The following is a 24,919-nucleotide window of genomic DNA, read 5'->3' as shown; positions in this document are numbered from 1 at the left end:
TGTGGATCAGATATCGCCCTGCTGAGAGGTTTGCTCATCGCGGGGATTGAGCAGTGCATCGACGATCAAGGCGCCCAGAAGCACCGTGCTCTTGACCAGATTTTGCACCGTGTAGGAGATGTCGAGAATGGTCATGCCGTTGAGCAACAGTCCGATAAGGACCGTGCCGACGAGCACATTGCGGACGCCGCCCCGGCCGCCGGTGAGACCGATGCCGCCGAGGATGACGACAAGAAGAACGTCGTAGATCAGCGTCGAATTGACCATCCGCATGTTCATGCTGGCGACCGATGCGGCCGTGACGCAGCCGGCGAGAAACGCCATGACCGCCGAGATCACATATTGGAGAATGATCATCGGGCGGACGGGAATTCCGGTGATCCGTGCTGTGGAGATGTTATCGCCGATCGCATAGATAGAGCGGCCAAGTCCGGTCTTGCGCAGAAAGCCGTAGAGAAGGAGCGCTGTGAAAGCAAAAAGCCAGATCGGAACCGGAATGCCCAGAAGGCTGCCACGGCCGACAAACAGGAACCAGTTGAGGTTGTCGGGCACGTTGTTGACATCGAGCGTGGCGATGACCCCACGGCCCAGCCCGTAGACGATCGCCGAAACCGCAAGTGTGGCAAAGATGGCGGGAATTTCCACATAAGCGATGAGGAAGCCCATGATGACGGCGATGGCGATGACGAAGGCGAGCCCGAGGATGAGCGAGATGGAAAAGTCATATCCCTGGTTGGCGAGCACGATGGAGAATGTCAGCGACACGGCCATCACGGCGACCAGCGAAAGATCCACGCCACGCCCGATGACGACGACCGCCATGCCAAGGCTCAGCATGCCAAGCATGGCCACGTTGCGGATGAGGTTTAGAATGTTGGCCGATGTCAGGAAGCCATCGAGCCCTACCGAGAAGCCTGCAAACAGCACAACCGCTACGACGAAGACGATCAGTTCCTGCGTCAAGCCAATGCGGCCACCCGCTTTTCGGCCCTGATGCCCCGAGGTCGTTGAAACAATTTGGGGTGCGCTCGTCATGATCTTTGTTCCCTTTTGGCAAAGGCGGCGAGGCCACGCTTGGCGTCTTCACTTGTGAAGGTCCGCTGGCCGAGTATTGCCTCCTGCCGGAACGCCTCCTGCAAAGGCAGGCCTTGCAGCGTCAGCGCCGCCTCCTTGATCGTCTGGATGGCATTGGGGCTGAAGCCTGCGATCCGGTGGGCAATCTCAAGGGCAGTCACTAAGACGTCCTCGCTGGCAACGACCTGATTGACCACGCCTTTCGCAGCCATCTCGTCGGCGGAAAAGCGGCGTGCCGTGAGCATCATTTCCATGGCATGGGCGTAGCCGATCTGGCGGACGAGGCGGACCAGCGTTCCTCCCGCGGGAACGAAGCCGTGTGTTGCCTCAGGCAACTGAAAGATCGAGTCTGCCGCCGCGATACGAATATCGGTCGCAAGCATGATCTCGAACCCGCCGCCGATGCACAGGCCCCGGATGGCGCTGATAACGGGCTTGAAGAAACCCGGAAATTTGAGATGCGCCGGGTCCCAGGCCGAGATATCGAACGCATCGGAGGCAAGCGCGGGAATCGATTCCCTGAGATCGGCGCCAACACAGAACGCCCGATCACCAACGCCCGTGAGGACAACCGCGCGAACATTGTCGTCCGCGTTGACGGTTTGGAAAGCCGCTCCGAGCGCGTCGTACATTGCCAGCGTCAGCGCATTCAGCTTCTCCGGCCTGTTGAGCGAAATGACCGCGACATGTCCGTCGATTGCGAGATCGACCGCCATCAGATCGCCCCCTTGGCCAGCATGATCTCAAGCTCCGCCGCGGTGACGCCGGCAAGGTGGGAATAGACCAGCGCATTGTGCTCGCCGGGTGCCGGCGCCTTGTCGCAAGCAATCTGCGCGGAGCCGGACAGTTTGATCGGCAGGCCGAACATGCCGATCAGTTTGCCGGCGACCGGGACATTGACGATCATGTTGCGCGCGGCGATGTGCGGATCCTCGACCACCTCGGCAATCGTCTTGATGGCGCTGAGCGGAATCTTGTCGCCGGCGATTTCCTCGAGCTCCGCCTTGGTGTAGCGACTGAACCATCGTTCCAGCAGCGGCTTGACCTTCGTCTCCGCGACGACGGGATCGAAGCGTTTTTCCATCGTGTTGATGGAGAGGTCGCTGGCTATCTCTGGTTCGCCGAAAAGAGTGCAGGTTATCGCCCAGAACTTGTCGGTATAGCCGCCAAAGAACACATAGCCGTCCTTGCAGGGAAACTGGCCGTAAGGCCGTACGAAAGGGTGATCATTGCCGAGCGGCGAGGCGACCTCTTTGCTCGCGGTGTAGCGGACAACGGCATTTTCGGTGAGCGTCAGCACTGAGTCCTGCTGCGAGACATCGACCACCTGGCCGATGCCGGTCTTGTCGGCCTCACGCAGCGCCGCGAGGGTTCCGATTGCAGCGTAGAGCGAGGCGGCGAGATCGCCGATGATCGTGCCGACACGCACCGGCGGCCTGTCGGCATAGCCGTTCATCGACCACAACCCGCCGGCTGCCTGGCCGGTATTGTCGTAGGCCGGCTTCGAAGAGTTCGGGCCGGTCCGGCCAAAGCCACTGATGGCCGTATAGATCAGCTTCGGATTTTCGGCCTTCAGCACTTCATATGAAAGGCCGAGCTTTTCCATAGTGCCGGCCTGAAATTTTCGACGAGAATATCGGCGCGCCGCACGAGTGCCTTCAGAAGATCCTTGCCCTCGGCAGATTTCAGGTTGAGCGTGATCCCGAGCTTGTTGCGGTTGAACTGGGTGAAGAACGCGCTGAGTTCCTCGTCTTCGCCGGCGACGAATGGCGGAAAGGTCCGCGCATAGTCCGGCTCATTGGGGTGTTCGACCTTGATGACGGTGGCGCCCATGTCCGCCAGAAGCATCGAGCAAAACGGCCCCGCGACCACCCGTGTGATGTCAAGGACAGTCACGCCCTTGAGGGGGCCGTCACGTTCGGCGAGCATGTCGGTTTTTTGTGTTTCAGTCATATATTCCTCCCAGTCCATGGCTGCTGCAGCGTCAACAATACCGACGCGGCGGATTGTCGCCATAGTGCGGAACAGGTCGGGGAAAATCTATCGCCTGTCGGATGCATGATAGATGGGACGAAGGCTGATCAAAGCGGCTGTCATGTGTCATGACATCAACCCTTTTCCGCTCGAATGATTTCCAGCAGTTCCTTGGCCCGATCCACGCGCACATCGTGATCGGCCGCAAGGCTTGCTGCGATCCGTTCGATCTCGTCGCTTGTCGCACCGGCAACGATGGCAATGTTGCGGGCATGCAGCGCCATATGACCCTTCTGGATGCCCTCGGTTGCCAGCGCCCTCAAAGCCGCCATGTTCTGGGCGAGACCGACCGCGACCGTGACCTCGGCAAGTTCTTGCGCCGTTTCAACGCCGAGTATCTTCAGGGCTGCGCGGGCGACCGGATGGGTCTTGGTCGCTCCACCGACAAGACCAAGCGCCATCGGCATTTCTAGCGTGCCGACGAGGTTGCCCTTGCCGTCGATTTCCCAATTGGTGAGCGAAGTGTACCTGCCGGATCGTGAGGCCCACACATGCGCCCCTGCCTCGATCGCCCGCCAATCGTTGCCGGTTGCCACGACGACGGGGTCGACGCCGTTCATGATGCCCTTGTTATGGGTTGCCGCGCGATAGGGATCAACGATGGCGAAGGCACAAGCCTCGACAATGCCGCGTGCAATGCGCTCGCCGTCATATTCATCAGTCTTCAGCGCTTCGGGCGTCACCGAGACCATGGCGCGTGCCAGCCGCAAGTCGGCATAGTTCGAGAGAATGCGAAGGCGTACGGTACCGCCCGTGATTGTCTCGATCATCGGCGCCACGGTTTCCGCCATCGTGTTAACGGTGTTCGCGCCCATCGCGTCACGGACGTCAACGATCAGGTGCACGGCGATCATCGGGCCAACCGGCGTCGTGTCGAAAACGTGGACCTCGATATCCTTGCACCCCCCGCTGAGCGAGATGAGAACCTTGTCCCTGGCATTGGCTGCCGCGATGATGGCGTCTCTTTCCCGCAGCACCCGCGCCCTGGCGCCATGCGGGTCGCCGACTTCGATCACCTGGACTTGGGCTCTCATGATCGGCCCCGTGCTGGATGTCTGGAAGCCACCGCATTTGCGGGCAATGCGAGCCATGTAGGACGCTGCGGCCACTACCGAGGGCTCCTCGACCGCCATGGGAACCAGATAGTCGCGGCCGTTGACGGTGAAGTTCGTGGCGATGCCGATCGGAAGCTCGAATGTACCGATGACATTCTCGATCATTCCGTTGGCCAGCGAGAGTGGCAATCCACCGGCAGCAAAGACCTGCCTCTCCCCGTCCGTCAGCGACGCCGCGACAGCGACGCGGTCCAGCCTCTCGGCAGGAGAGAGGTTGCGCAGATTTTCAAGACGGGAATTGATTTGGGGACGCGTCCCGCTTTCTCGTAATCCGGCCAAGGCCGCCTCCCATGCAGTATTTATTTTCCTCTTGAAAGACAGATGATCATCTTGTTAATCTGATGAAAAGGTACAATTTGAAGAAATTGTCTATAACTGTACCAGCGGGAGGAGTAGGGTTGGCCGGTGAGAGTCGAAGCGTTAGGCAAGGTGGCACGTTGGCCGACTCGGTTGTCGACAGGCTGCAGCAGGAGATCGTTTCCGGTGCCCGCTCTCCAGGCAGTCGCCTGCTTTCCATCCGCAAGGCAGCGCTCGAATTCGATGTGTCTAAGAATACAATTGTCGAAGCCTACGACCGGCTTGTCGCATCCGGCCATGTCGCGGCGCGTGCCGGATCGGGCTTTGTGGTCAATGTCAATTCCGGCGTGGAAAGCAGCAGTCGGCCTCGGCACGTCGCCGAGGCCGTCGATATCGCGTCTCTCCTGAGCGCACAGCTTGACCAGAGTTTCGAGATCCGGGTGGGCGATGGCAGACCGCCGGCTTCCTGGACCGAACAGTCGGAAATCAAGCGGCACTTCGGCAGCCGTATGTTGCCGGACGAGGAAGGGGCGGACGCTTATGGGTCAGCGCTCGGCTATCTGCCGCTCAGACAGCAGATCGTCCGGCGCTTGGGCTGCCAACAGATCCAAACCAGAGAAGACAATATTCTGATGACCTTCGGCGCCAACCATGCGCTCGATCTTATCATACGCGGCATGCTGACATCAGGTGACACGGTGTTGGTCGACGATCCCGGATATTATCCCTTGTTTGCGAAACTGAAGCTCGCGCAGGTCAGGATGGTCGGCGTGCGGCGAACGCCTGATGGTCCAGATGTAGAGGATTTTGCGACGAAACTCGCCGCTGAAAGACCGAAACTGTTCTTCACTCAATCGCTTGGTCACAATCCGACCGGGGGCTCGATCACGTTGCCGGTCGCCCACGCCATCCTCAAGGAGGCGAGCAGGCACAACTTGACGATCGTCGAAGATGATCCATTTGCCGACCTACCGATGGGGATGCCAAACCGACTTGCAACACTAGATCAGCTCAACAACGTCATCTCGGTAGGCACGTTCGCGAAGACGCTGTCTGCGAGTCTGCGCTCCGGGTTCATAGCCGCGCGCTCAGACAGGATAGAAGCCCTTGCAGAACTCAAGATGCTGACCACCGTCAACAGTTCCGGCCATGTCGAGCGTGTTCTGCATCGGCTGCTCGTCGATGGGCACTACGATCGACATCTCAAGCGGCTGGTGCAGAGAATAGAAGGCGCCTCGACCCGTGTTCAGGCCACTCTCAGGCAAATGGGCTGCCAGGTCTTTTCCGACGCGATCGGAGGATATTATCTTTACCTGCTTCTGCCGGAGGGAAAGAGCGACATCGATCTGGCTCGCGCCGGGGCAAAGGAAAGTATTTTCATCGCACCAGGAAGTGTCTTTTCGATAGACAAGCAGAACCCGCTGATGCGCGCGATAAGACTGAACGTATCGCGCGCGGATGACCCGAGATTCTATGACTTCCTGCTTCGGTGCCTTTAGAAGCGAATGAAAATTTTGTCAGGTCCGGCTGGAGGTCATGATTTGGTACAGCGCATTCGCCTGCTGCGGACACAGAGAAATTACCGAACTAAGGCGACACGATCACCCACAGCTTACGGACCGTTTCGATTGTCCGCCAAGTTCCGGTGAAGCCGGGACGCATGATGAACGTATCGCCGGCGGCGAGGCGGCGCGGTTCCTTGGCGTCTTCGATAAGTTCGATGACGCCTGACAGGATGGTGCAATATTCCCAAGTTTCGCCCTTGATTGAGCGGGTCGCGCCGGGGGTCGCCTCCCAAATGCCGGAACGAATTCGGCCATTCCCCACATTGTCCTGTTCCCAGGTCCTGTAGGACGGGTTGCCCTCGACGACGCGTTCGGGAGGGGCTTGGCTTTCCCGTGCGACACCGGGATTCTGCAGATCGAAAACGATCATGTTCGACATGGTATTGGTCTCCAATTGTATCATGAAAGTGCGTCCGCGATCGATTTTCCGCAGGCCTGCGTACTGGCGGACCCGCCGAGATCGCGGGTCCGCAGGGCGGGTTGTTTCAACACCGTCTCGACCGCCGCCATGATGCCGGCTGCCGCTTCTATCTCGCCGAGATGTTCGAGCATCATGGCCGCCGACCAGATCTGGCCGATCGGGTTGGCGACGTTCCTGCCGGCGATATCAGGCGCCGAACCATGCACCGGTTCGAACAGCGAGGGGTGCTCGCCGCCCGGATTGATGTTGCCCGAAGGGGCGATGCCGATCGTGCCGGCACAGGCAGGACCAAGGTCGGAAAGTATGTCTCCGAACAGGTTGGAGCCGACGACGACGTCGAAGATCTGCGGCTTCAGCACGAAATTGGCTGTCAGAATATCGATGTGGAACTTGTTCCAGCCGACGTCGGGATAGGCTTTCGCCATCGCTTCCACACGCTCATCCCAGTAGGGCATGGTAATCGCGATGCCGTTGGATTTGGTGGCCGAGGTCAGGAGCTTGCGCGGCCGCTTCTGGGCCAGATCGAAGGCGAATTTCAGGATGCGATCGACGCCCTTGCGGGTCATGATCGTTTCCTGCAGCACCATTTCGCGGTCTGTACCCTCGAACATGCGCCCACCGACGGAGGAATATTCACCTTCGGTATTCTCCCGCACGACCCAGAAGTCGATGTCGCCCGGCTTGCGGCCGGCGAGCGGGCAGGGCACGCCTTCCATCAGGCGCACTGGCCTGAGGTTGACATATTGGTCGTATTCGCGGCGGAACTGCAGCAATGAGCCCCAGAGGGAGATGTGGTCGGGCACGATGTCTGGCCAGCCGACGGCGCCGAAGAAGATCGCCGAGGGCCTGCCGATCTCTTCCTTCCAGTTTTCGGGCATCATCCGGCCGTGCCGGGCGTAGTAGTCGCAATTGGCGAAGTCATGCCATTTCTGCTTGAGCGTGAAGCCGTAGCGGCGGGCCGCCGCCTCCAGCACGCGGATACCTTCGGGCATCACTTCCTTGCCGATGCCGTCGCCGGCGATGACGGCAATATCGTAGATTCTCTCTGCCAATGGTTTTCTCCCTCTCGGCAATCGCAGTCTTACTGTGCGCTGGTCTTCAGGCCACCCATGTGAAAGGCCTTGGTTTCGAGATATTCCTCGATGCCGGTCGGACCACCTTCGCGGCCAAGGCCGGATTGCTTGATGCCGCCGAACGGCGCGATCTCCATCGACACGCTGCCGGTATTGAGACCCACCATGCCGAATTCCAGCGCCTCACCGACGCGCCAGGCACGGTGCAGGTTCTCGGTGAAGAAATAGGCTGCCAGTCCGAATGGCGTGGCGTTGGCGATGGCAATCGCCTCGGCCTCGTCGCGGAAGCGGAACAGCGGCGCCACCGGCCCGAATGTTTCCTCGCTGGCGAGGCGCATGGCGGTGGTGGCGCCTTTCAGCACCATCGGCGCAACGTAGCGGCTGCCTTTGGGAAGGCTGTCTCGTGGGGTGATGTTCTCAGCCCCCAGCGCCAGCGCATCGGCGACATGGGCGCGGATCTTGGCAACGGCGGCATCGTTGATCATCGGCCCGATATCGGTGTCGGTCGCGGTGCCGGGACCGACCTGCATGGCGCCCACCCGTGCCGCCAGTCGTGCGGCGAAGGCATCGTGAATGCCGTCCTGCACCAGCAGCCGGTTGGCGCAGACGCAGGTCTGGCCGCCATTGCGGAATTTCGAGGCGATCGCGGCCTCGACGGCCGTATCGAGATCGGCGTCGTCGAAGACGATGAAGGGCGCGTTGCCGCCCAGTTCCAGGCTGAGGCGTTTGACAGTCGGCGCGCTTTGCGCCATCAGCATCGAACCGACGCCGGTCGAACCGGTGAAGGACACCTTGCGCACATCCGGGCTTGCCATCAGCGTGGCGCCGATCGCTTTGGGCAGGCCGGTGACAATGTTGATGACGCCGGCCGGAATGCCGGCCCGCTCCGCCAGCACGCCGAGTGCCAGGGCGGAATAGGGGGTGAATTCAGAAGGCTTGACGACGACGGTGCAGCCGGCCGCCAATGCCGGACCGCATTTGCGGGTAATCATCGCATTGGGGAAATTCCAGGGCGTGATGATGGCGGCGACGCCGACCGGCTCCTTGGTCAGCAGAATGCGGCGATCGGCAGAAGGCGCCGGCAATGTCATGCCATAGGTCCGTCGCGCTTCCTCGGCAAACCATTTGATGAAGGATGCGCCGTAGAGGACCTCGCCGCGCGCTTCCGCCAGCGGCTTGCCCTGTTCGGCCGTCATGATCGCAGCCAGATCGTCGGCATGTTCCAGCATCAAGGCGTGCCAGCGTTCCAGAAGGCGTGACCGCTCGGCAGGCGTCGTCAGACGCCATGTCCGCAAGGCCTCCACGGCAGCGGTGATGGCCGCCTGCGTGTCGGCGGAGTCGCAATCGGGGATCTGGCCGATGACGTCTCCGGTGGCGGGATTGTCGACAGCGACCGTGGCGCCCGAGCCCGCCGATAGCCAGGCGCCGCCGATCAGCGCCTTTTCGACGAACAGGGTGGGATCTTTCAAATTCAGCATGTTTTGTTCCTCAATGGTCCGGCGTCCCGTCGATCGGGCAGCGGCTCACGCGCCGCCCCCGTCTGTCCGGTTCGGGTCTGGAAATCGCTCAATCGTTGCCGTAGCCGACGACGCCCTTGATCTCGGTGAATTCGTGCAGGCTGAACTTGCCGTATTCGCGGCCGTTGCCGGATTGCTTGTAGCCGCCGAAGGGGGCAGCCCCATCCCAGGCGGAGCTGTTGAGCCGCACGATGCCGGCGCGCAGCCTGCGCGACAGGGCGCGTGCCTCGGCCGGATCGCCCTGGATATAGGCGGCCAGTCCATAGGGCGTGTCGTTGGCGATGGTGACGGCGTCGTCCTCGCTCTCGTAGCCGAGAATGGCCAGCACTGGCCCGAATATTTCCTCGCGCGCGATGGTCATGTCGCTGGTGACGCGCGCAAACACGGTCGGGCGGACATAATAGCCGGCATTCAGATGGGCCGGGCGATCGGGGCCGCCGGCAACCAGTTCGGCGCCTTCCGCGATTCCCTTGGCGATCAGGCCCTGTATCTTGTCGAATTGCAGCTGGCTGACCACCGGGCCGATATCGGTGGCGGGATCGGATGGCGCGCCGACGGTGATGGCATCGGCCGTCCGGGCGGCGATGCCAATGGCCTCGTCCATGCGCTCCATCGGCACCAGCAACCGGGTCGGTGCGTTGCAGGACTGGCCGGAATTGTCGATGCATCGCCGGACGCCGGCGCTGACGGCAGCCTCCAGATTGGCGCTGCGAAGCACGATATTGGGGGATTTGCCGCCGAGTTCCTGATGTACCCGCTTGACGGCGGGCGCTGCGGCTTGTGCCACGGAAATGCCGGCGCGGGTGGAGCCGGTGAACGAGACCATGTCGATGTCGGGATGGCTGGCAAGCACGGCTCCGACGGTCGGGCCGTCGCCGTTGACGAGATTGAAGACGCCCTTGGGAACGCCTGCCTCATGCAGGATTTCGGTGAAGAGGATGGCGTTGAGCGGCGCGATTTCTGAGGGTTTCAGCACCATGGTGCAGCCGGTGGCAAGTGCTGGGGCAACCTTGCAGGCGATCTGGTTGATCGGCCAGTTCCAGGGTGTGATCATGCCAACGACGCCGATGGGCTCGTGAACGATGCGTGTCGTGCCTTGCATATAGTCGAAATCGAAGGCCTCCATCGCCTTGATGGTTTCCGCGAAATGCGCAAGCCCGATGCCGGCCTGCTGACTGCGGGCCAGGCCAAGCGGCGCGCCCATTTCCCTTGAGATGATATCGCCGATCTCGTCGTTGCGGCGTTTGAGAATGACGAGGATGCGCTTGAGCAGTGCAAGGCGCTCAGCCTTTGAGGTGTCGGAAAAAGAGGCAAAGGCTGATCTGGCGGCGGCAATGGCTTTCTCCGCATCGGCAATGCTGCCCACGGCGATCGTCGCGAAGGGCTGTTCGGTGGCCGGATCGATGACATTCAGCGTGTGTTGGCCGATCGGCTCGACCCATTCGCCATTGATGTAGAATTTGCACGCATTGTTCATTGCTGTCTCCATCGCCGCTTACTGCCCGTTGCGGATGAAATCGGCGATCCGTTCGGCGATCATGATTGTCGGTATGTTGGTGTTGGCGCAGGGAATGGACGGCATCAGCGATGCGTCGCAGACCCGCAGGCCTTCAACGCCATAAACCCGGCCGGACGGCGAGGTCACGGCCATCGGATCGGCGAGCGCACCCATGCGGCAGGTGCCGGAGGGATGCCACGTGCCGCCGACATGCCGGCGGACGAATTCGGTCAGCGCCGCATCATCATTTAACAGACCATCGATGGTGGTGCCGAGCGTGACGGCGGAGTGGACCAGCGCCGCGCGCAAGGGCCCGGCGAGGTCGAGCATTGCCGACAGCGCGCCGCGCTGCAGTGCATTCCAGGCGCCGGGGACGGCGACTTTTGCGACGCGGGGGGAGTAGCTGGAGGGAAACGCCACGCCCCGATAGGAGTTCATGTGCGGGTCGCGGAGGATTTGGGCGCCCATGCGCAGCGCCATCTTCAGCCGCTCAAGATCGCGTTCGTCGCTCAGCATCCGGAAATCGACTTCGGGCTCGGCAAGCGGGTCGGCGGAGGCAAGTCTGAGAAACCCACGCGAATAGGACTTGTTGACCCAGAAGAACAGGCTGCCCATCCGAAGTCCGACCGAATGCCAGCCGGAGCGCGACAGGATAGCGGCGTGCATGTCGCCCTGCGGCGTATCCGGCAGGCCGGACGAAAACCGCCAGATTGCCTGCTCGTGGTGTTCGGCCCGGTCGCGCACCCGCATCGACGGCGGTAGATAGGCGGCGACCGCGATGGAAGGGTGCTCCATCAGGTTGCGGCCGATGCCGGAACGCGATGCGATCACCGGGATGCCCAATGCCGCCAGATCGGCGCCGGGGCCGATGCCGGAGCGCAGCAGCAAAGCCGGCGAATGGATGGCGCCCGATGCCACGATGATTTCCCGCGCCATGATCGTCTGGGAGACGCTGCCGGCGATCTCGGCACCTACGGCCGTTGTGCCGTCGAACAGGATGCGGGTCGCCGTGCTGTCGGTGATAACTCGCAGATTCGGACGACGGCGGACCTCTGGTGTCAGATAGGCGATCGAGGTCGGCAGGCGTTCAGCGGCGTCGCTGACGGCAATCGCGCCTCGAAAGGTGCCGTCCTGCCAGGGGCCGTTCTGGTCGGCGCGGATCGGGTGGCCGCGGGTCTCCAGCGTCCGCATGACGCGATCGACGAAGGGCGATATTTTCTCGTCGGTGATCCGCCGGATCGTCATCGGCCCGTCGGTTCCGTGCAGGGGGCCGTCGAAATCGCGATCGGTCTCGATCTTGCGAAAATAGGGCAGGCAGTCTTCCCAGCTCCAGCCGTCGGCGCCCAGCGCCTGCCATTCGGCATAGTCGGACGGCGCGCCGCGATTGGCCATCAGCGCGTTGATCGCCGAACCGCCGCCGAGGATTTTTGCCTGCTCGTAGCGGCGGGGTGTCCGGGGCGCGCTGTTTGATCTCGAATAGCCCATCAGCGAAGTCAGCGAGGACCAGATGTTACGTGTGTCGAGATAGGCGCGGCCGGGATAGCGGCTGCGCACCGCGTCGGGAATGTCGCCGGCAGCGATGTTGCGGCCGGCCTCGACCAGCACAACACTCCGGTTCGGGTCTTCCGACAGCCGTGCCGCAAGCACGCAGCCGGCCGAGCCGCCGCCGAGGATCAGGTGATCGGCGATCATGCCACCTTGCCTTGCTTGCGATCGGTGCTGCGGGCGTTGATCGCCACCAGCATCACCAGAATGAAGGAAATCGCCGTCAGCAGCGAACTGATTGCCGCAATCGTCGGGTCGATCTCGTCGCGCAGCGCCGTGAACATGCGCTTGGTCAGGGTCTGGTATTCGCCGCCGGCAATGAACAGCGACACCACGGTTTCGTCGATGGCCGAAATGAAGGCGAACAGCATGCCGGAAATCACGCTCGGACGGATCTGCGGCAGGGTGACCACGAAGAAGGTGCGCAGCCGGTTCATGCCGAGGCTGCGCGACACCATTTCCTGCGTCGGATCGAATTTCCTCAGACCCACCAGAACGGAGATGACCACATAGGGAAGGCCGAGCATCATATTGGCGAGGATCAGTCCGGTCATGCTGGCGAGAAGACCGACCTGCGCATAGACGAGGAAGACGCCGACGGCGGTGATGACGATCGGCACGACGAGCGGCAGCAGCAACAGCATCTGCAGGCTGCGCACCAGCCGGGAGGATGTCATGTTCAGCGCATAGGCCGCGGCCGTGCCGAGAATCGTTGCAAGGATCGCACTCGAAACCGAAACGATCAGGCTGACCCGCGTGGCCTGCGTCCATGCGGCGTTGCCGAGATAGGCCTCGTACCAGCGCAGCGACCAGGATGGCGGCGGAAATGTCAGGAAGCGGGCGCTCGAAAACGACATCGGTACGATGATGATGATCGGGATGATCAGCCAGGCGAGAATGACCGCGACGAAGCCGTAAAGCAGAATGTTGGATATGCGCATGCGTCACCTCGTTCCCATGATGCGTTCAAACGGAATCAGCATGCTTGCCAGCCGGAAGATCAGGAAGACGCAGAGCATCAGCACCACGCTGATCGACGATGCCGCACCCCATTCGTTGTAGACCTGGATATTGCGGGACACGAGCATGGAAACCATATACGTCCGCCCGCCGCCCAAAAGTTCCGGCGTGATGTAGAAGCCGAGGGTGAGCACGAAGACCAGCACCATGCCGGCGATCATTCCCGGCAGCGATAGCGGCAGGAAGATCCGGATGAAGACATGCGATGGCGAGCCGCCGAGGCTGGCGCCGGCCATCGTCAGTTCGGGTGGAATCTTCTTCATCGTGGCGTAGAGCGGCAGCACCATGAAGGGTAGGAGAATATGAATCGTCGCCATGACGGTGCCGAATTCGTTGTTGATCAGCAGCAGGGGCGTGTCGATCAGGCCGGCCTTCTTGAGGGCGGAATTGACGATGCCAGTTCTCTGCAACAGGATGAGCCAGGCATAGGCCCGGACGAGAACGCTGGTCCAGAAGGGCAAAAGCACCATTGCCAGAACGAGCACGCTCCAGCGCTGGGGCAGCGCCGCCGCCACATAGGCGACGGGATAGCCGAGCAGCAGCGTCACCAGGGTGACGACGACGGCGATGCGGAAGGTCTGCAGGAACGTCATCCAGTAGACGGAATCGGTCAGGAACCGTTGGTAGTTGACGACCGTAAACCCGCCGTCCTGCCAGATCGACTGCCAGGCGAGCCAGAGAAGCGGCACGATCAGCAGCGAGACGATGACGAGGAGCGCCGGCGCGAGAAGCATCAGCATCAGCCTCTGCTCCCTGCGATCATGCTGCATCGATGGATTGCTTGTCGATGTGGTCATCAATGACACTCCTCAATTCGCCGGCGGTTACTGCTGGATGAAGGACGCCCAGCGCTTCTGTGCTTCCTCGCCAGCCGGCGAGCTCCACCATTCGTCCGACACCAGCACCTGCTTGGCGGCGTTGTCGGGCGAGCTTGGCATTTCGGCGGCGCGTTCCGCCGAGATCTTGCCGGTCTTGTAGGCCTCGGGGTTGCCCGGACCGTAATCGATATAGGCGGGGAAGTTTGCCTGGATCTCCGGCGTCATGGCCGCATTGACGAACTTGACCGCCGTGTCGAGATTGGGCGCCCCCTTGAGGATGCAGAGCGACGTATATTGCAGGAAGCCCTGGTTGAAGGTGTAGCTGATCGGAGCACCTTCCTTGGCCACTGCGGTCACGCGGCCGTTCCAGGCCATTTCCATATCGACTTCACCATCGGCGAGAAGCTGCGCGGACTGGGCGCCCGACGTCCACCAGACGGTCACGTAAGGCTTGATTTCCTCGAGCTTCTTGAAGGCGCGGTCGACATCCAGCGGATAGAGCTTGTCGGCCGGGACGCCATCGGCGAGAAGCGCTGCTTCAAGCGTTGCCAGCGGGTGGTTGCGCAACGCGCGCGTTCCCGGGAACTTCTTCACGTCCCAGAAATCCGCCCAGCTCTGCGGCGGCTTGTCGCCGAACTTGTCCTTGTTGTAGGCAAGCACGCTGGAATAGAACTCATAGGCGACGGAATAGGCGCTCTTATACTCGGCAGGCATCTTCTCGGCATTGGGGATCTTGGAGAAATCCAGAGTCTCGATCATGCCCTGCTGGCCGCCGCGAATGCAGTCTTGCGTCGGCGTATCGATGACATCCCAGATCGGTTTGCCCGTCGCGGTCTGGGTCTTGATGACAGGCCAGGCGTCGGGCGCACTGTCCTGATTGACGGTGATGCCGAGCAACTTGGCAACCGGGTCGAGGATCGCCTTGGTCTGGGCTTCCTGATAGGCCCCACCCTGCGATACGAATGTGATCTGTTCGGCCGATGCAAGGCCGGCCGACAGCGCGATCACCGAGGCGGAGAGCACCAGTGCATAAAACTTCGATTTCATAACTGTTCACCTCTTTGTAGGTTTTGATAACCTTGTTTTGATTTTCGACATGCCGGGTCTTAACGCCCGATTGCATCGAGGAACTGGTACCAGCCGGCGACGAGCCGGACGGCGGGTTCCCGGATGGGATAGAAAGGAACGGGTTTGAACCGTTCCGAAGTCAGAAGCCCGAGATCGGGGCTTTCGCCGGCGACGATGGCCGCGACGTGTTTGCCCATGTTCGAGGCCAGTGCCACGCCGGTGCCGTTGTAGCCAGCCGCGTAGACGACGCGGTCATCCAGCCGGCCGGCATGCGGAATGCTGTCCATCGTCATGGCGACAAGACCGGACCAGCGATGGGTGACGGCAACGCCCGCAAGCTCTGGAAACTGGCGCACCATCGCCCGGTGCAGGGCCGCAAAGGCGCTCTCGGAATCGGTCTTGCCGAAGGCGCCCCGGCCACCATAAAGCAGGCGGTCGCCCGCCTTGCGGAACCAGCGCATCATCCGGCGGGTTTCGGTGTAGCTGCGCCCATGCGCCAGCAGGCCGGCGCCCGGCGTGCCGGAAAGCGGCGATGTGGCGATCATCGCCGAACGGAACGGGATGATGGCCTTGCGCACCGCTGATGTGGCGGAGGTCAGGTCCGAATAGGAATTGCTGGCAATCACGGCTTGGCCTGCGGTGACTGTGCCGCCCGGTGTTTCCAGGAGCACACCGGATCCTTCACGGCGGAGACCCGTCACCGGGGTGTTTTCGAAGATATCGATGCCCGACTTTTTCAGGCCGGCAGCGATGCCGAACACGAAATTGAGCGGATGGATGATGCCACCATGGGTGTTGAGCATGCCGCCCAGGAAATCCCGCGAGCCGGTCTCCGCCTCCATGTCAGCCGCCGACAGGATGGAGCAGGCGCGATCGCCGAGCGCCTGATGCAGCCATTCGACTTCGTTCTTCAGCGAAGCGAGAGAGACCGCATTGTGGGCGCAGCGCAACGATCCTGTCGGCCGGTAGCCGGCGTCGGCAATGCCATAATCCTCGACGAGTTCGCCGACATGATCGATGGCCTCGATGCCGAGATCGTGCATGCGGCGAGCCGTGTCGATGCCAAACCGACCGGCAATCTCGGAAAAGGCGAGCCGGAACTTGCCGGAAACCACCCCGCCATTGCGCCCACTTGCGCCCCAGCCGATGCGGCTCGCTTCCAGCACCACCGCCGATAGGCCGCGGCGGGCAAGGTAGCGCGCCGTCGTCAGCCCGGTATAGCCGCCGCCGATAATGGCCACGTCATAGTGACGACCGCCCGACAGCGCGCCGAAGACCGGACGGTCGATGGATGTCTCCTGCCAGAGTGAGGCAATGTCAGGGAAGGGAGGATGGGCGGTCATCGTCTGTTCGTTTCCGTGCTCAGGCTGCACTGGCGGTCTGGATGCCGGCAGCCAGCTCGGCATCGACGGCGTCGGCAAGCTGTTTCAGCGAGGAGAAATGGAAATCCGGCTTTGTCAGCACCTTGGGTTCCGGCGTGCCGCCGAAGCCTTGCTGGCCCTGGCGCCGCTCGATCCAGCAGGTCGTATAGCCGAGTTCCTTGGCCACGCCGATATCGTGGTGCTGGCTCTGGGCAACATGCAGGATTTCGGACTGTTTGTAGCCGGAGGCGGATTGACGGCCCTTGTTGAAGGCGAAGAACTGCGGATTGGGCTTGGCGCATCCCGCCTCGTCGCAGGTGACGCTGTCATGGAACGGGTTTCCAAGCGTTGCCGAATAGGCCGAGAAGGCGGTACGGTCGGCATTGGTCATCGCCACCAGCCGGAAGTTCTTCCGTAGCCGGGCCAGAGCCTCGACGGAGTCGGAAAATGCCGGCCAACGCAGCACGGCGAGCTGAAAGGCTTCCGCCGTCGCGTCGTCTTTCACAAAGCCGAGTTCCGTCGCCAGCGAAAGATAGACATCCTTCATGGCGAAGGAGGAACGGCCATAGAACTTGTCCCGGCCGCGCTTGTAAGGTTCGAAGATCGCATCGTCGGAGGCGCTCGCGGCTTTTTCGCCGCCCAGCATCCGAACGGCATCCAAGACGCCCTTTTCGAAATCGATCAAAGTGCCGACGACGTCGAAGGTCATGACCTTGAATTGGGTAAGTTTCATAGTCTTCTTTCCTTGTTGACTGTAAGAATGAACGTGGGATTTCAGGATGCTTCCGGAACCACGATCGTGTCTTCGGGATGCAGCGCCACGGTGATGGGATCACCGGGCTTCTTGAGTTGCGACCGGCCGGCATGGTTGCTGGGAAGCCTGAAGCTGAGGTCGTCACCGGATGAAAGTTTCAGGAAAACCCGGATGCTTTCGCCCTGGTAGAGCGTTTCGGTCACGGTTCCGGTCAGCCGGTTGATGCCAACGGGCTCGCTGCTATCGGTGACCACGAGTTTTTCGGAATGGACCGCGAGATGCAGACGGAGATTCTGTGGAACGCGATGGGACGTGCGCAGGACGATATCGCCGAGCCGCACCGTATCATCGCTCTCGCGCTTGACCGGCAGCAGCGTCGCTTCGCCGATGAACCGGGCGACGAAGGAATCGGCGGGATGGTCGTGAAGCTGCTCTGGCGTATCCACCTGTACGAACCGGCCCTTGTTCATGATGGCGACGCGGTCGCTCATCGTCAAAGCCTCACGCTGGTCGTGGGTGACATAGATGATGGTCGCGCCGAGCTTCCTGTGCAGCCGTTTGAGTTCGATCTGCATGGATTCCCGCAATTGCTTGTCGAGCGCCGATAGCGGCTCGTCCATCAGGATCAGCCCTGGCTCGAAGATCATGGCGCGGGCAAGGGCGACCCGTTGGCGCTGGCCGCCGGAAAGTTCATGGATGCGACGATGCTCGTATCCGGCCAGTTCGACCATATCGAGGGCCTCACGCAGCTTTTCGGGCCAGCTCGATTTCGGCAGGCGGCGTGCCCGCAGGGGAAAGGTGATGTTCTCGGCGACGCTCATATGCGGGAAGAGCGCGTAGTTCTGGAAGACGATTCCGATATCGCGTTTGTGCGGCGGCTCGAATGTAATATCCTGCTCGCCGAGCCAGATGGAGCCCGATGTCGGTTGCACAAAGCCGCCGAGGATTCCCAGAAAGGTTGTCTTGCCCGAACCCGAGGGGCCGAGAATGGAGACGAATTCTCCCGCGGCGACTTCCAGGCTGACATCGCTCAGGGCCTGGAAATTCCCATAACTCTTGTTCGCCGAGCGGATGGAAACGCCCACGCGCTCTGATTTTTTTAAAACAATCATCTGATTCCACTGCAAAATTAATGCGCGCTGACGTTTGACGGACCTGCGCTGCATTCGCTGTTGAGCAGAAACCTGAACATATGTGTCGTGCCTGGGCGCTGCTTGCCCTGCACCTTTACATGTCCTGTTCCCCTATTTCCATTGAAGGTCTTTCGCCTTCCGTGATTGGCAGAAGACCAAAGAAAAGCCATGTCTGCAATTGAAAAAAAGTTCAGAACGATGTTACATCATGTAATGAACAATTTGCGCCGATCCCTGCCATCCATGAATGGCCTGTTTACTTTCGAGGCCGCTGCGCGCTGTGGTAATTTCTCCAGGGCAGCCGACGAGCTCAACGTGACTCCCGCTGCCGTCAGCCGGATGATCGCGCGCCTGGAAGAGCATCTCGATACGGCCCTGTTTGTTCGCCAGCCGGGTGGCGTCGGCCTGACGGAATCAGGCAGGCTGCTGTTCGATGCGATTGCACGTGGCTTTTCCGGAATCGAAAACGCCCTGCGCGAGATCGAGGACCGCCGCATCGGCATTCAGACCGTGTCCTTGTCGGTTTCCACCGGTTTCACCACGCATTGGATGATGCCGCGCATGCCGGAATTCAAGAAGCAGTTTCCAACGGTCGACCTGCGCTTCCAACTGGTGATGGGCGCGCTGGCGGGGCCGGTCAACGATGTCGATCTCGGCATGCGCTTCGTCAATGGGCCGGACGAGCGGCATGAGGCTGCCTTCATCATGCCGGAAATCCTGATCCCGATCTGCAGCCCGTCTTATCGGGAAAGTCACGGACCGGATGGCGGCGAGGTGAAGCGGACCCCCGACACCACGATCAATCTCAGCGATGCCCAACCGAACTGGTCCACTCTGTTTTCTCCGGCAAACGAGGGCGATGCGATCAATTCGATGATCTTTTCCGACTATGCCATCGTGGTGCAGGCCGCTCTGCTGGGGCAGGGCGTGGCGCTTGGCTGGCTGAACGTCGTTGCGCACTGGTTGCGAACCAAGGCGCTGGTGCCGGCGCGCGAGCATCTAATGACAACGGGTCGCCAATGCCATCTCGTCCGTCTGCGGGACAAGCCCGCGCGCGCCATCGTCATGCAAGTTCGAGACTGGATGATCGCCGAGCTCAATGACGATATCGTCGCGGTGGATAAACTCTATCCAACCCTCTGCCTGGAGCCAGAGAGCTGGTCAAAGATCTGACTGTGGATTATGCTTCGAGCGAGAACCGATGTGCGCTGATCTCCTGAAATCTGACGATTAAAGGACTACGTCGCTACTCGTTATGGAAAAATCGACGGTCACACGGGTTGGCGGCTCAGACTCCATTCGACTATAAACATTTACAGGCCAACGCTCTTGAGGCTGGTATGGGGCGGGGTGGAAGTCAGTTTCTGGATTGCGATAGGCACACTCTGGTTTCTAAGAGGGTCGGCGTGCCTCCTCGTCACTGGCTGGAGAATGATGTCACGTAGGTTGCTGGCCGGACTTCGGCGCGATGACCATGTTGATGTGCTGCTCGAGTGCCTCGATGCTGGCCATCACTGCTGCGAATGCGCGTGTGTCCCGAAGGTCAGGCGGAAATCCAACGAGACACGTCGCTCTGATGGACAAACCACGCGCTGGCTCAAAGACTTAGAGCTCCTTCAAATGCTATCTGAACCCCTCTCGCACCGCGATTTTTAGACCGGCTCACCAGGGCGGGAATGCTCAACTTCTCCCGACTCCACTGTTTCGACAGGGGCTGTCCCGCGCCATTGTCAGATCATATCCATCCGTTTGAAGCGGCGATATGCAACAACCATCCCGCAAATGTAAAAGTGGTGCCCAGCAACAGGATGGCGACTGTCCATTTAATGTTGGTTTCAGAATTCATCTAATAATCCCATTTGAAAAATGCACGTCAGTGGGACGACAAGCTGCGTTGTGGTCGCAACAAAATACAATTATAAGAATTTGCGGCGAGCGCGTTGTCCGGTCGTCAATTCGCTGTCGGGAACCAGGGAAGTTCTCGACAGCGCGCTACGCGGGACCCGTCGGCAGGGCAAGCAAGCGGGTCTCGCTGGGGTGTCTCGGCGCGATCAGTTTTCAACCTGATCGTGCCGGGCATTCAGTGAAAGCCAACCGGAATTCCGTAGTCGTCGTTGGCCATAATGCGTGTATCGACGCCGATCTGCCGCATCTCGTCCAGAACAGCGCCGAGTGTAAGATCCAAGCAGTATGTCGGGAAGGCAATGTTCAGCGATTGTGCACTGAGGCGGGCATAGGTGACGAGCCTTGCCAAGGCCGCAAGCTCTTTGGCAAACTCCTCGTCGTCGGAGGTTCTCTGAAAATCGTTTTGCATGTATTGTCCCCCAGCTTGCTCACGATTTCGAAGATCTCGGGAGCGTATTGTGGGAGTTAACCAGCTGAGGCGTGACATAGGCGTGACATGGGGAGGGGCACCAGGCCGATATGGGCGTTAGGCGAGCAGCCGATCGAACAGTGTGGTACGGGCGAAGATCCAGTCTAGTGGCTTTGGACCTCGCCCGTTTTGGGCCGCAGCAATGCAGTCCAACAGCAGTTCGGCATCAATGAGCTTCTGATTGACTGGCTGTCGACGCAATCGCGTTAGTATTTCTGCAGCACGAACCGTGGGAAGATGCGAGCCGGCTATGATGGAGTTCCACGTGCGTTCCTTAAAAAAAATGGCGCCGGCCGTGGCCAATAGCAGTTCGTATTCATCCACCGACAGAAAACCGCTGTCTAAATGGAAATCGACGGTCGCCCGAACATTCACCATCGGTTCGCTCAGGGGAAGATAGTTGAGCTCTGACGGCCCGTGGAGCAGAGCCACGTCGGCATCATCGACCAATCGTCCGTTGGCAAAAGCCTCATAAATTCTGCCAATACCGACCATGCCGAAAGTCCTGCATTCGGCAGCTCTTAATGCTCCAAGACTTGCAGCACCCCACACCTGAACGCCTTCGGAAAGTGCAAAAAGGATCTCCTTGTGCCAAACCGCAGGCACATGTTCATAGACGCCATCGATCAATCCGATTGCGCTCGCTCCCTGCTTCACCGCCTTGTGGATGTCGCCCTGGCGAGCTGGAGGCTTTATCGAAAGCCCGGCCGATATGTTTCGTTTCGTGCCATGAAGTGAGGGGCCGGCAAACACCACCTTCATCGAAACACCAGCATCTTCTTCATCGCGCGACCCCCGAATGGTTGTTTCCGAGAGCCTTCCGGATTTTCAAGACCGGGCAAAAAGAGCTTGGCAATGGCCAGCCTCTCTTCACCAGGGTTCAGACGAACAGCAATCACCGACCCGACTTTAGCCATGCGTAACTTTTCGAGCGTCATTTCCAGCATCGGGCCGAGGCCAGCGGTAGGACCAAACGCATCTCTGACGGTTCGGGGACCGGCTCTGAATGTGAGATCTCGCTTCAGAGCGTTAGGGAGTGATCGCGAATAGAGTTCAGGCGATACGTCGTCTCGTGAACCGCTAATGAGTGTCAATCGAGACTGCACTGCTTCTGTGATCGCTCGAATGGCGGCTCGTGCAGCCATAGGGTGAGCACCACTTCCATGGGTAACCTCAACATAGCGCCGGTCCGGCGCGTCGAGAGAATTGTTTGGCGCGAGCAATGCTGAAATGACGGGGATCCCGATATCGCTGGTCATATCAAACAGCTGTAAGCAAAAATTTTGACACTCAATCCGCTCCTTCAGGTCATTGACGACCGCATCATTAAAGGATGTCGCCTCCAAACAGGAAAGTTCTCGCCTTGCCGGTGCATCGAGCTTCCAGAGAACCTCAGCATCGCGCTCGATACGTTCAAGGAGGCCGTGAAACGAGGCCTCCTCCATCGTATTGCCCGATGCAAGCCCGTCTGAAGACTGCCAATAGCGAGATTGTTTCGTGCGATCGAGCGTGGCGGCGTCTTGGGGCACCCAGACGGGATGTCCTGTGAGAAGATCGTGACCTTCCATCCACTCTATGACGCTGTCTTCACTAAGGGTGTCTTGACCGGCGGCGACCAGGCAATCTAGAGGCTCGGTTGCCAGCCTTGCGGAGGCTAGTTGCCTGCGGCTTGCGACCTTGGTCGGCACGCTCGGAGCCTCGGCGACCGCTCGTTCAAGGGCCTCCATTGCTGCAGATACCTTCGCGTCAATGTCAGTGATACCCTTGCCTTGATGAATCGCGATCGACCGCGCATTCGGGCGAATAGCGTTCCAGACCGGAATGCCTATGCAATCCAGTCCTGTAATGCGAGCGAGGCGCGTGACGCCGTATCTGTCAAAAAGTGGCGTCACGCGCGCCAAGGTTTCTTGCGGAGAGCAGACTCTATCGGAATAGGCCGCCGGTGGCACTGGTTCCATAGGTGTCAGCACCGTGCATTTCCGCAGTTGTCATACGGCCTAGCCTTTCGACGGCGTTAGCCGTCAAACCTGCCCGAGAAGGCGTCGTCCTGGTTGGAAACTTTGACCGCAAGATCGACGCCTGCCGTCAGAACCGCGCCGTTGGCGCGTGCCTCGGCGGAGTAGCCAAAAGGGTCGCCCTCAAAGGGAGGGACTGCCGTCACCGTTCCCGCATCGAAATCGACCAGCCAATAGCCTTCTTCGCCCTTGACCCCTAGAACCACAACGTCAGCCATAATACCGTCCTTTTGCTTGATGAAATCAATTGAAGCCTGCCTTGCGCAGTCCTTCGCGATAAAGATCTTTCTGCCAGTTTTCACGGATGGGAATGATCGAGAGCCATTTTTCGATCTCAAAACCTGGATGGTTTTCCATCGTCTTGCGCATGAGTCTCAAGGCCTTCTTGCGTTCTCCAAGCATCCCCCAGCAGGCTGCTGCAAAGCGGAATATGTGGCTCTGATCTGCCACATGCGATAGGCAATCCAGTGCATCTTGATAGCGTCCAAGGGAATAGTTGGCGCCCGCCGCTGTCCACCAGTAGAGGTCAGGGCAGAGGGGGTTGAGCTCAATCGCTAGTTGGATCTTTGCAAGACCGCCTTCTGGATCCGATGCATGAACCAGTGTGTCGGCGTAGTCGGCGATCAAGTCAGCATGCGAAGGAGCACTCTGCTCGGCCCCCCTGAACGCATCGATGCTTTCATCGAAGGCGCCGAGATAAAGCTTGGTGACCCCGAGTTGGTGATACCCACCGGCATTGTCGCCATCTGCCAAAATAGCTTTGAGCGAGTGCAGTTCAGCTGATCTCAACAACTCCGTGTCGCCCCGCGCAGTCAGAAGCCACTCGATATGTTCGGAACGCGCAAGGCCGCTCAACGCGCTGGAAAACTCAGGAGCCTGCTTAAGGGCGGCGCGAAAGGACTTGCGAGCGCGGCGGACATCTGGAAGGTCGATTGTCTTCAAATGGTGCTGGCCGATCAGAAAATTCTGGTAAGCGTCGGCTGTACTGACTTGAGCAATTCTTGAGAATTCGTTGCGCTCGATCTGTCCCACGACTGTCGTGGCGATGCGCCGAATAATTTCGTCGTAAGTTCGCGGTAAATGATCAGGCGACACGTCAAACCGATCGGCCCAAATCGTCTCGTCACCCTGCAAATGAACCAGTTCGGCAAACAAAGTGGGGCCGCTGACTTTTCGTCCGAACCGCGTCTCCAATACGTATGACACATTGTGGCGGAGATAGGCGTCGGCGCGACCGTCCGCATCTGTTGCGATCCGCTGTGCCGTAAATGGGGCAACAACCGAAAGCGTCTTCGCTTGACAAAGGCCTATCGTGACATCTTCCAGGAGTCCAATTGCGAGATAGGCACCCTCTTGATCCTGCGCAGGTACATCAGGTGGCATCAGCAACAACCGCGGAAGTCTGATTTTATTTCGTTGTGGCTCCACCGGGAGTTCTGAAGTCGCGGGTTCGGGACTGCTTCCTGTAACGGCAGTGCCACCGGCTCCGGCATTAAAAAGCCGTCGTGTAAGATCCAGCATTTCTTGATCAGGTGCGGTGCCGAGGTCTTTCCGAAGACGATCCTTGTAACGCGCAAACAGCGCTTTGGCCTGCGAGAGGTGACCGTCGCTGGCCAAAGCCTTTAGAAGTACGCGATAGGCAACATCGCTATAGGCGTCGAGCTCGAGAAGCCGAAAGGCCGCGTCCTTGACCAACGCGCTGTGGGTCCCAAGATGCGCATCGGAAGCTCCAGCCTCGAGGCTCGAGGCGAAGCGCGAAAGCAATCGCGCACGCTCAGCCTGAACCCATAGTTGGGCTGGTTCGGAATTCACATCAATGCCAGCAAGGAACTCACCGTTGAAATGCCTGAGGAATTGCTCAATTGCGCGTAAGGGGCCATGAGCGTCTAATGCTCGAAGATCTGCGATGTCGGAACCAAAGCTGCCAACAATGAGACCGATCTCGGATTCGCGAATGTCAAAGAGGGTAATGCCGAGCTCTTTCTGGCGCGACTTGACGCGCGCGAGCAGTTGCCGAAGATTTACGAGAGCATTGATGCTGTCATGATCACCCCAAAGAAAATTTGCGATCTCCACTCGTGATATCCGAGGGGTTGAACGGCTTGAGAGATAAGCGAGCGACAGGATCGCCTTTTCCGGAAACGGAATCGTTTGGCCGGCCTCATCGGTCAGGCGCGGGTCTCCAAATATATGAAGCCTTAAGACCAAGTATCCCTCCGGCACCAATCAACTTAAAA

Annotated in this window: 21 protein-coding genes and 1 pseudogene; 2 read left to right on the top strand and 20 right to left on the bottom strand. The window is 60.0% G+C overall.

What is annotated here, in order from left to right; genetic code table 11:
* Nucleotides 1–6: 6 nt before the first annotated feature.
* The 4 genes and pseudogenes from ACXHRN_RS27145 to ACXHRN_RS27130 all read right to left on the bottom strand — a co-directional run bounded on the left by ACXHRN_RS27145 (nucleotide 7) and on the right by ACXHRN_RS27130 (nucleotide 4,502).
* Nucleotides 7–1,035, bottom strand: a complete 1,029-nt coding sequence (locus ACXHRN_RS27145; protein WP_488642207.1) for an ABC transporter permease — start codon at nucleotides 1,033–1,035, stop codon at nucleotides 7–9.
* Nucleotides 1,032–1,790 (bottom strand): enoyl-CoA hydratase/isomerase family protein, encoded by a 759-nt coding sequence (locus ACXHRN_RS27140; RefSeq protein WP_488642206.1) that lies wholly within the window; start codon nucleotides 1,788–1,790, stop codon nucleotides 1,032–1,034. Before ACXHRN_RS27140 ends, ACXHRN_RS27145 begins: the two co-directional genes overlap by 4 nt.
* A pseudogene (locus tag ACXHRN_RS27135) lies at nucleotides 1,790–2,922 on the bottom strand (CaiB/BaiF CoA transferase family protein). Before ACXHRN_RS27135 ends, ACXHRN_RS27140 begins: the two are co-directional and overlap by 1 nt.
* A 260-nt stretch (nucleotides 2,923–3,182) precedes the next feature.
* On the bottom strand, nucleotides 3,183–4,502 hold the full coding sequence (locus ACXHRN_RS27130; RefSeq protein WP_488642205.1) for a hydroxymethylglutaryl-CoA reductase, degradative: 1,320 nt from the start codon (nucleotides 4,500–4,502) through the stop codon (nucleotides 3,183–3,185).
* Between the two features lie 158 nt (nucleotides 4,503–4,660).
* Between ACXHRN_RS27130 and ACXHRN_RS27125 the strand changes: the two genes are divergently transcribed.
* Nucleotides 4,661–6,019: an aminotransferase-like domain-containing protein gene (locus ACXHRN_RS27125; protein WP_488642204.1), complete on the top strand. Its 1,359-nt coding sequence runs from the start codon at nucleotides 4,661–4,663 to the stop codon at nucleotides 6,017–6,019.
* Nucleotides 6,020–6,107: 88 nt separating this feature from the next.
* Here ACXHRN_RS27125 and ACXHRN_RS27120 read toward each other — a convergent pair whose 3' ends face one another.
* The 11 genes from ACXHRN_RS27120 to ACXHRN_RS27070 all read right to left on the bottom strand — a co-directional run bounded on the left by ACXHRN_RS27120 (nucleotide 6,108) and on the right by ACXHRN_RS27070 (nucleotide 18,272).
* Nucleotides 6,108–6,464, bottom strand: coding sequence for a cupin domain-containing protein (locus ACXHRN_RS27120; RefSeq protein ID WP_488642203.1), 357 nt, complete (start codon nucleotides 6,462–6,464; stop codon nucleotides 6,108–6,110).
* Nucleotides 6,465–6,484: 20 nt separating this feature from the next.
* A complete protein-coding gene (locus ACXHRN_RS27115; RefSeq protein ID WP_488642202.1) occupies nucleotides 6,485–7,558 on the bottom strand; it encodes a tartrate dehydrogenase in 1,074 nt (357 codons plus the stop codon).
* Between the two features lie 29 nt (nucleotides 7,559–7,587).
* Complete coding sequence (locus tag ACXHRN_RS27110) at nucleotides 7,588–9,057, bottom strand: NAD-dependent succinate-semialdehyde dehydrogenase (protein ID WP_488642201.1); 1,470 nt, start codon at nucleotides 9,055–9,057, stop codon at nucleotides 7,588–7,590.
* 88 nt (nucleotides 9,058–9,145) lie between these two features.
* Nucleotides 9,146–10,573 (bottom strand): aldehyde dehydrogenase family protein, encoded by a 1,428-nt coding sequence (locus ACXHRN_RS27105; RefSeq protein WP_488642200.1) that lies wholly within the window; start codon nucleotides 10,571–10,573, stop codon nucleotides 9,146–9,148.
* 18 nt (nucleotides 10,574–10,591) lie between these two features.
* Entirely contained in the window at nucleotides 10,592–12,286 is a 1,695-nt protein-coding gene (locus ACXHRN_RS27100) for a GMC family oxidoreductase (RefSeq protein ID WP_488642199.1), read from the bottom strand.
* On the bottom strand, nucleotides 12,283–13,080 hold the full coding sequence (locus ACXHRN_RS27095; RefSeq protein ID WP_488642198.1) for an ABC transporter permease: 798 nt from the start codon (nucleotides 13,078–13,080) through the stop codon (nucleotides 12,283–12,285). Before ACXHRN_RS27095 ends, ACXHRN_RS27100 begins: the two co-directional genes overlap by 4 nt.
* Nucleotides 13,081–13,083: 3 nt before the next feature.
* The gene (locus tag ACXHRN_RS27090) at nucleotides 13,084–13,956 is read right to left on the bottom strand and encodes an ABC transporter permease (protein ID WP_488642197.1); all 873 of its coding nucleotides are present in this window, start codon (nucleotides 13,954–13,956) and stop codon (nucleotides 13,084–13,086) included.
* A gap of 27 nt (nucleotides 13,957–13,983) precedes the next feature.
* A complete protein-coding gene (locus ACXHRN_RS27085) occupies nucleotides 13,984–15,024 on the bottom strand; it encodes an ABC transporter substrate-binding protein (protein ID WP_488642196.1) in 1,041 nt (346 codons plus the stop codon).
* Nucleotides 15,025–15,083: 59 nt separating this feature from the next.
* Nucleotides 15,084–16,388, bottom strand: a complete 1,305-nt coding sequence (locus ACXHRN_RS27080) for an NAD(P)/FAD-dependent oxidoreductase (RefSeq protein ID WP_488642195.1) — start codon at nucleotides 16,386–16,388, stop codon at nucleotides 15,084–15,086.
* Nucleotides 16,389–16,407: 19 nt separating this feature from the next.
* Nucleotides 16,408–17,139 (bottom strand): HAD-IA family hydrolase, encoded by a 732-nt coding sequence (locus tag ACXHRN_RS27075; RefSeq protein ID WP_488642194.1) that lies wholly within the window; start codon nucleotides 17,137–17,139, stop codon nucleotides 16,408–16,410.
* A 41-nt stretch (nucleotides 17,140–17,180) separates the two neighbouring features.
* Nucleotides 17,181–18,272, bottom strand: coding sequence for an ABC transporter ATP-binding protein (locus ACXHRN_RS27070; protein ID WP_488642193.1), 1,092 nt, complete (start codon nucleotides 18,270–18,272; stop codon nucleotides 17,181–17,183).
* A 234-nt stretch (nucleotides 18,273–18,506) separates the two neighbouring features.
* Between ACXHRN_RS27070 and ACXHRN_RS27065 the strand changes: the two genes are divergently transcribed.
* Nucleotides 18,507–19,466 (top strand): LysR family transcriptional regulator, encoded by a 960-nt coding sequence (locus tag ACXHRN_RS27065; RefSeq protein WP_488642192.1) that lies wholly within the window; start codon nucleotides 18,507–18,509, stop codon nucleotides 19,464–19,466.
* A gap of 907 nt (nucleotides 19,467–20,373) precedes the next feature.
* Here ACXHRN_RS27065 and ACXHRN_RS27060 read toward each other — a convergent pair.
* The 5 genes from ACXHRN_RS27060 to ACXHRN_RS27040 all read right to left on the bottom strand — a co-directional run bounded on the left by ACXHRN_RS27060 (nucleotide 20,374) and on the right by ACXHRN_RS27040 (nucleotide 24,890).
* Nucleotides 20,374–20,607, bottom strand: a complete 234-nt coding sequence (locus ACXHRN_RS27060; protein WP_488642191.1) for a hypothetical protein — start codon at nucleotides 20,605–20,607, stop codon at nucleotides 20,374–20,376.
* A 117-nt stretch (nucleotides 20,608–20,724) separates the two neighbouring features.
* A complete protein-coding gene (locus ACXHRN_RS27055) occupies nucleotides 20,725–21,429 on the bottom strand; it encodes a TfuA-like protein (RefSeq protein WP_488642190.1) in 705 nt (234 codons plus the stop codon).
* Nucleotides 21,426–22,625 carry a YcaO-like family protein gene (locus ACXHRN_RS27050; RefSeq protein ID WP_488642300.1) on the bottom strand — a complete coding sequence of 400 codons (1,200 nt, stop codon included), beginning with the start codon at nucleotides 22,623–22,625 and terminating at the stop codon, nucleotides 21,426–21,428. The genes ACXHRN_RS27055 and ACXHRN_RS27050 overlap by 4 nt, the downstream gene beginning before the upstream one ends.
* 56 nt (nucleotides 22,626–22,681) lie before the next feature.
* Nucleotides 22,682–22,900, bottom strand: a complete 219-nt coding sequence (locus ACXHRN_RS27045; RefSeq protein WP_488642189.1) for a hypothetical protein — start codon at nucleotides 22,898–22,900, stop codon at nucleotides 22,682–22,684.
* Between the two features lie 25 nt (nucleotides 22,901–22,925).
* Nucleotides 22,926–24,890, bottom strand: a complete 1,965-nt coding sequence (locus tag ACXHRN_RS27040; RefSeq protein WP_488642188.1) for an AfsR/SARP family transcriptional regulator — start codon at nucleotides 24,888–24,890, stop codon at nucleotides 22,926–22,928.
* Between the last annotated feature and the right edge of the window lie 29 nt (nucleotides 24,891–24,919).

This window comes from Shinella sp. OV683 (assembly GCF_057787725.1).
This window is presented reverse-complemented; position numbering and strand designations above follow the sequence as displayed.

Bases quoted from the DNA above. Each gene is read 5' to 3' on its own strand.
- ACXHRN_RS27050 (WP_488642300.1), bottom strand. From the start codon at position 22,625: ATGGAACCAGTGCCACCGGCGGCCTATTCCGATAGAGTCTGCTCTCCG.
- ACXHRN_RS27085 (WP_488642196.1), bottom strand. From the start codon at position 15,024: ATGAAATCGAAGTTTTATGCACTGGTGCTCTCCGCCTCGGTGATCGCG.
- ACXHRN_RS27070 (WP_488642193.1), bottom strand. From the start codon at position 18,272: ATGATTGTTTTAAAAAAATCAGAGCGCGTGGGCGTTTCCATCCGCTCG.
- ACXHRN_RS27090 (WP_488642197.1), bottom strand. From the start codon at position 13,956: ATGACCACATCGACAAGCAATCCATCGATGCAGCATGATCGCAGGGAG.
- ACXHRN_RS27060 (WP_488642191.1), bottom strand. From the start codon at position 20,607: ATGCAAAACGATTTTCAGAGAACCTCCGACGACGAGGAGTTTGCCAAA.
- ACXHRN_RS27120 (WP_488642203.1), bottom strand. From the start codon at position 6,464: ATGTCGAACATGATCGTTTTCGATCTGCAGAATCCCGGTGTCGCACGG.
- ACXHRN_RS27080 (WP_488642195.1), bottom strand. From the start codon at position 16,388: ATGACCGCCCATCCTCCCTTCCCTGACATTGCCTCACTCTGGCAGGAG.
- ACXHRN_RS27105 (WP_488642200.1), bottom strand. From the start codon at position 10,573: ATGAACAATGCGTGCAAATTCTACATCAATGGCGAATGGGTCGAGCCG.
- ACXHRN_RS27065 (WP_488642192.1), top strand. From the start codon at position 18,507: ATGAACAATTTGCGCCGATCCCTGCCATCCATGAATGGCCTGTTTACT.
- ACXHRN_RS27110 (WP_488642201.1), bottom strand. From the start codon at position 9,057: ATGCTGAATTTGAAAGATCCCACCCTGTTCGTCGAAAAGGCGCTGATC.
- ACXHRN_RS27100 (WP_488642199.1), bottom strand. From the start codon at position 12,286: ATGATCGCCGATCACCTGATCCTCGGCGGCGGCTCGGCCGGCTGCGTG.
- ACXHRN_RS27045 (WP_488642189.1), bottom strand. From the start codon at position 22,900: ATGGCTGACGTTGTGGTTCTAGGGGTCAAGGGCGAAGAAGGCTATTGG.
- ACXHRN_RS27055 (WP_488642190.1), bottom strand. From the start codon at position 21,429: ATGAAGGTGGTGTTTGCCGGCCCCTCACTTCATGGCACGAAACGAAAC.
- ACXHRN_RS27140 (WP_488642206.1), bottom strand. From the start codon at position 1,790: ATGGCGGTCGATCTCGCAATCGACGGACATGTCGCGGTCATTTCGCTC.
- ACXHRN_RS27075 (WP_488642194.1), bottom strand. From the start codon at position 17,139: ATGAAACTTACCCAATTCAAGGTCATGACCTTCGACGTCGTCGGCACT.
- ACXHRN_RS27145 (WP_488642207.1), bottom strand. From the start codon at position 1,035: ATGACGAGCGCACCCCAAATTGTTTCAACGACCTCGGGGCATCAGGGC.
- ACXHRN_RS27095 (WP_488642198.1), bottom strand. From the start codon at position 13,080: ATGCGCATATCCAACATTCTGCTTTACGGCTTCGTCGCGGTCATTCTC.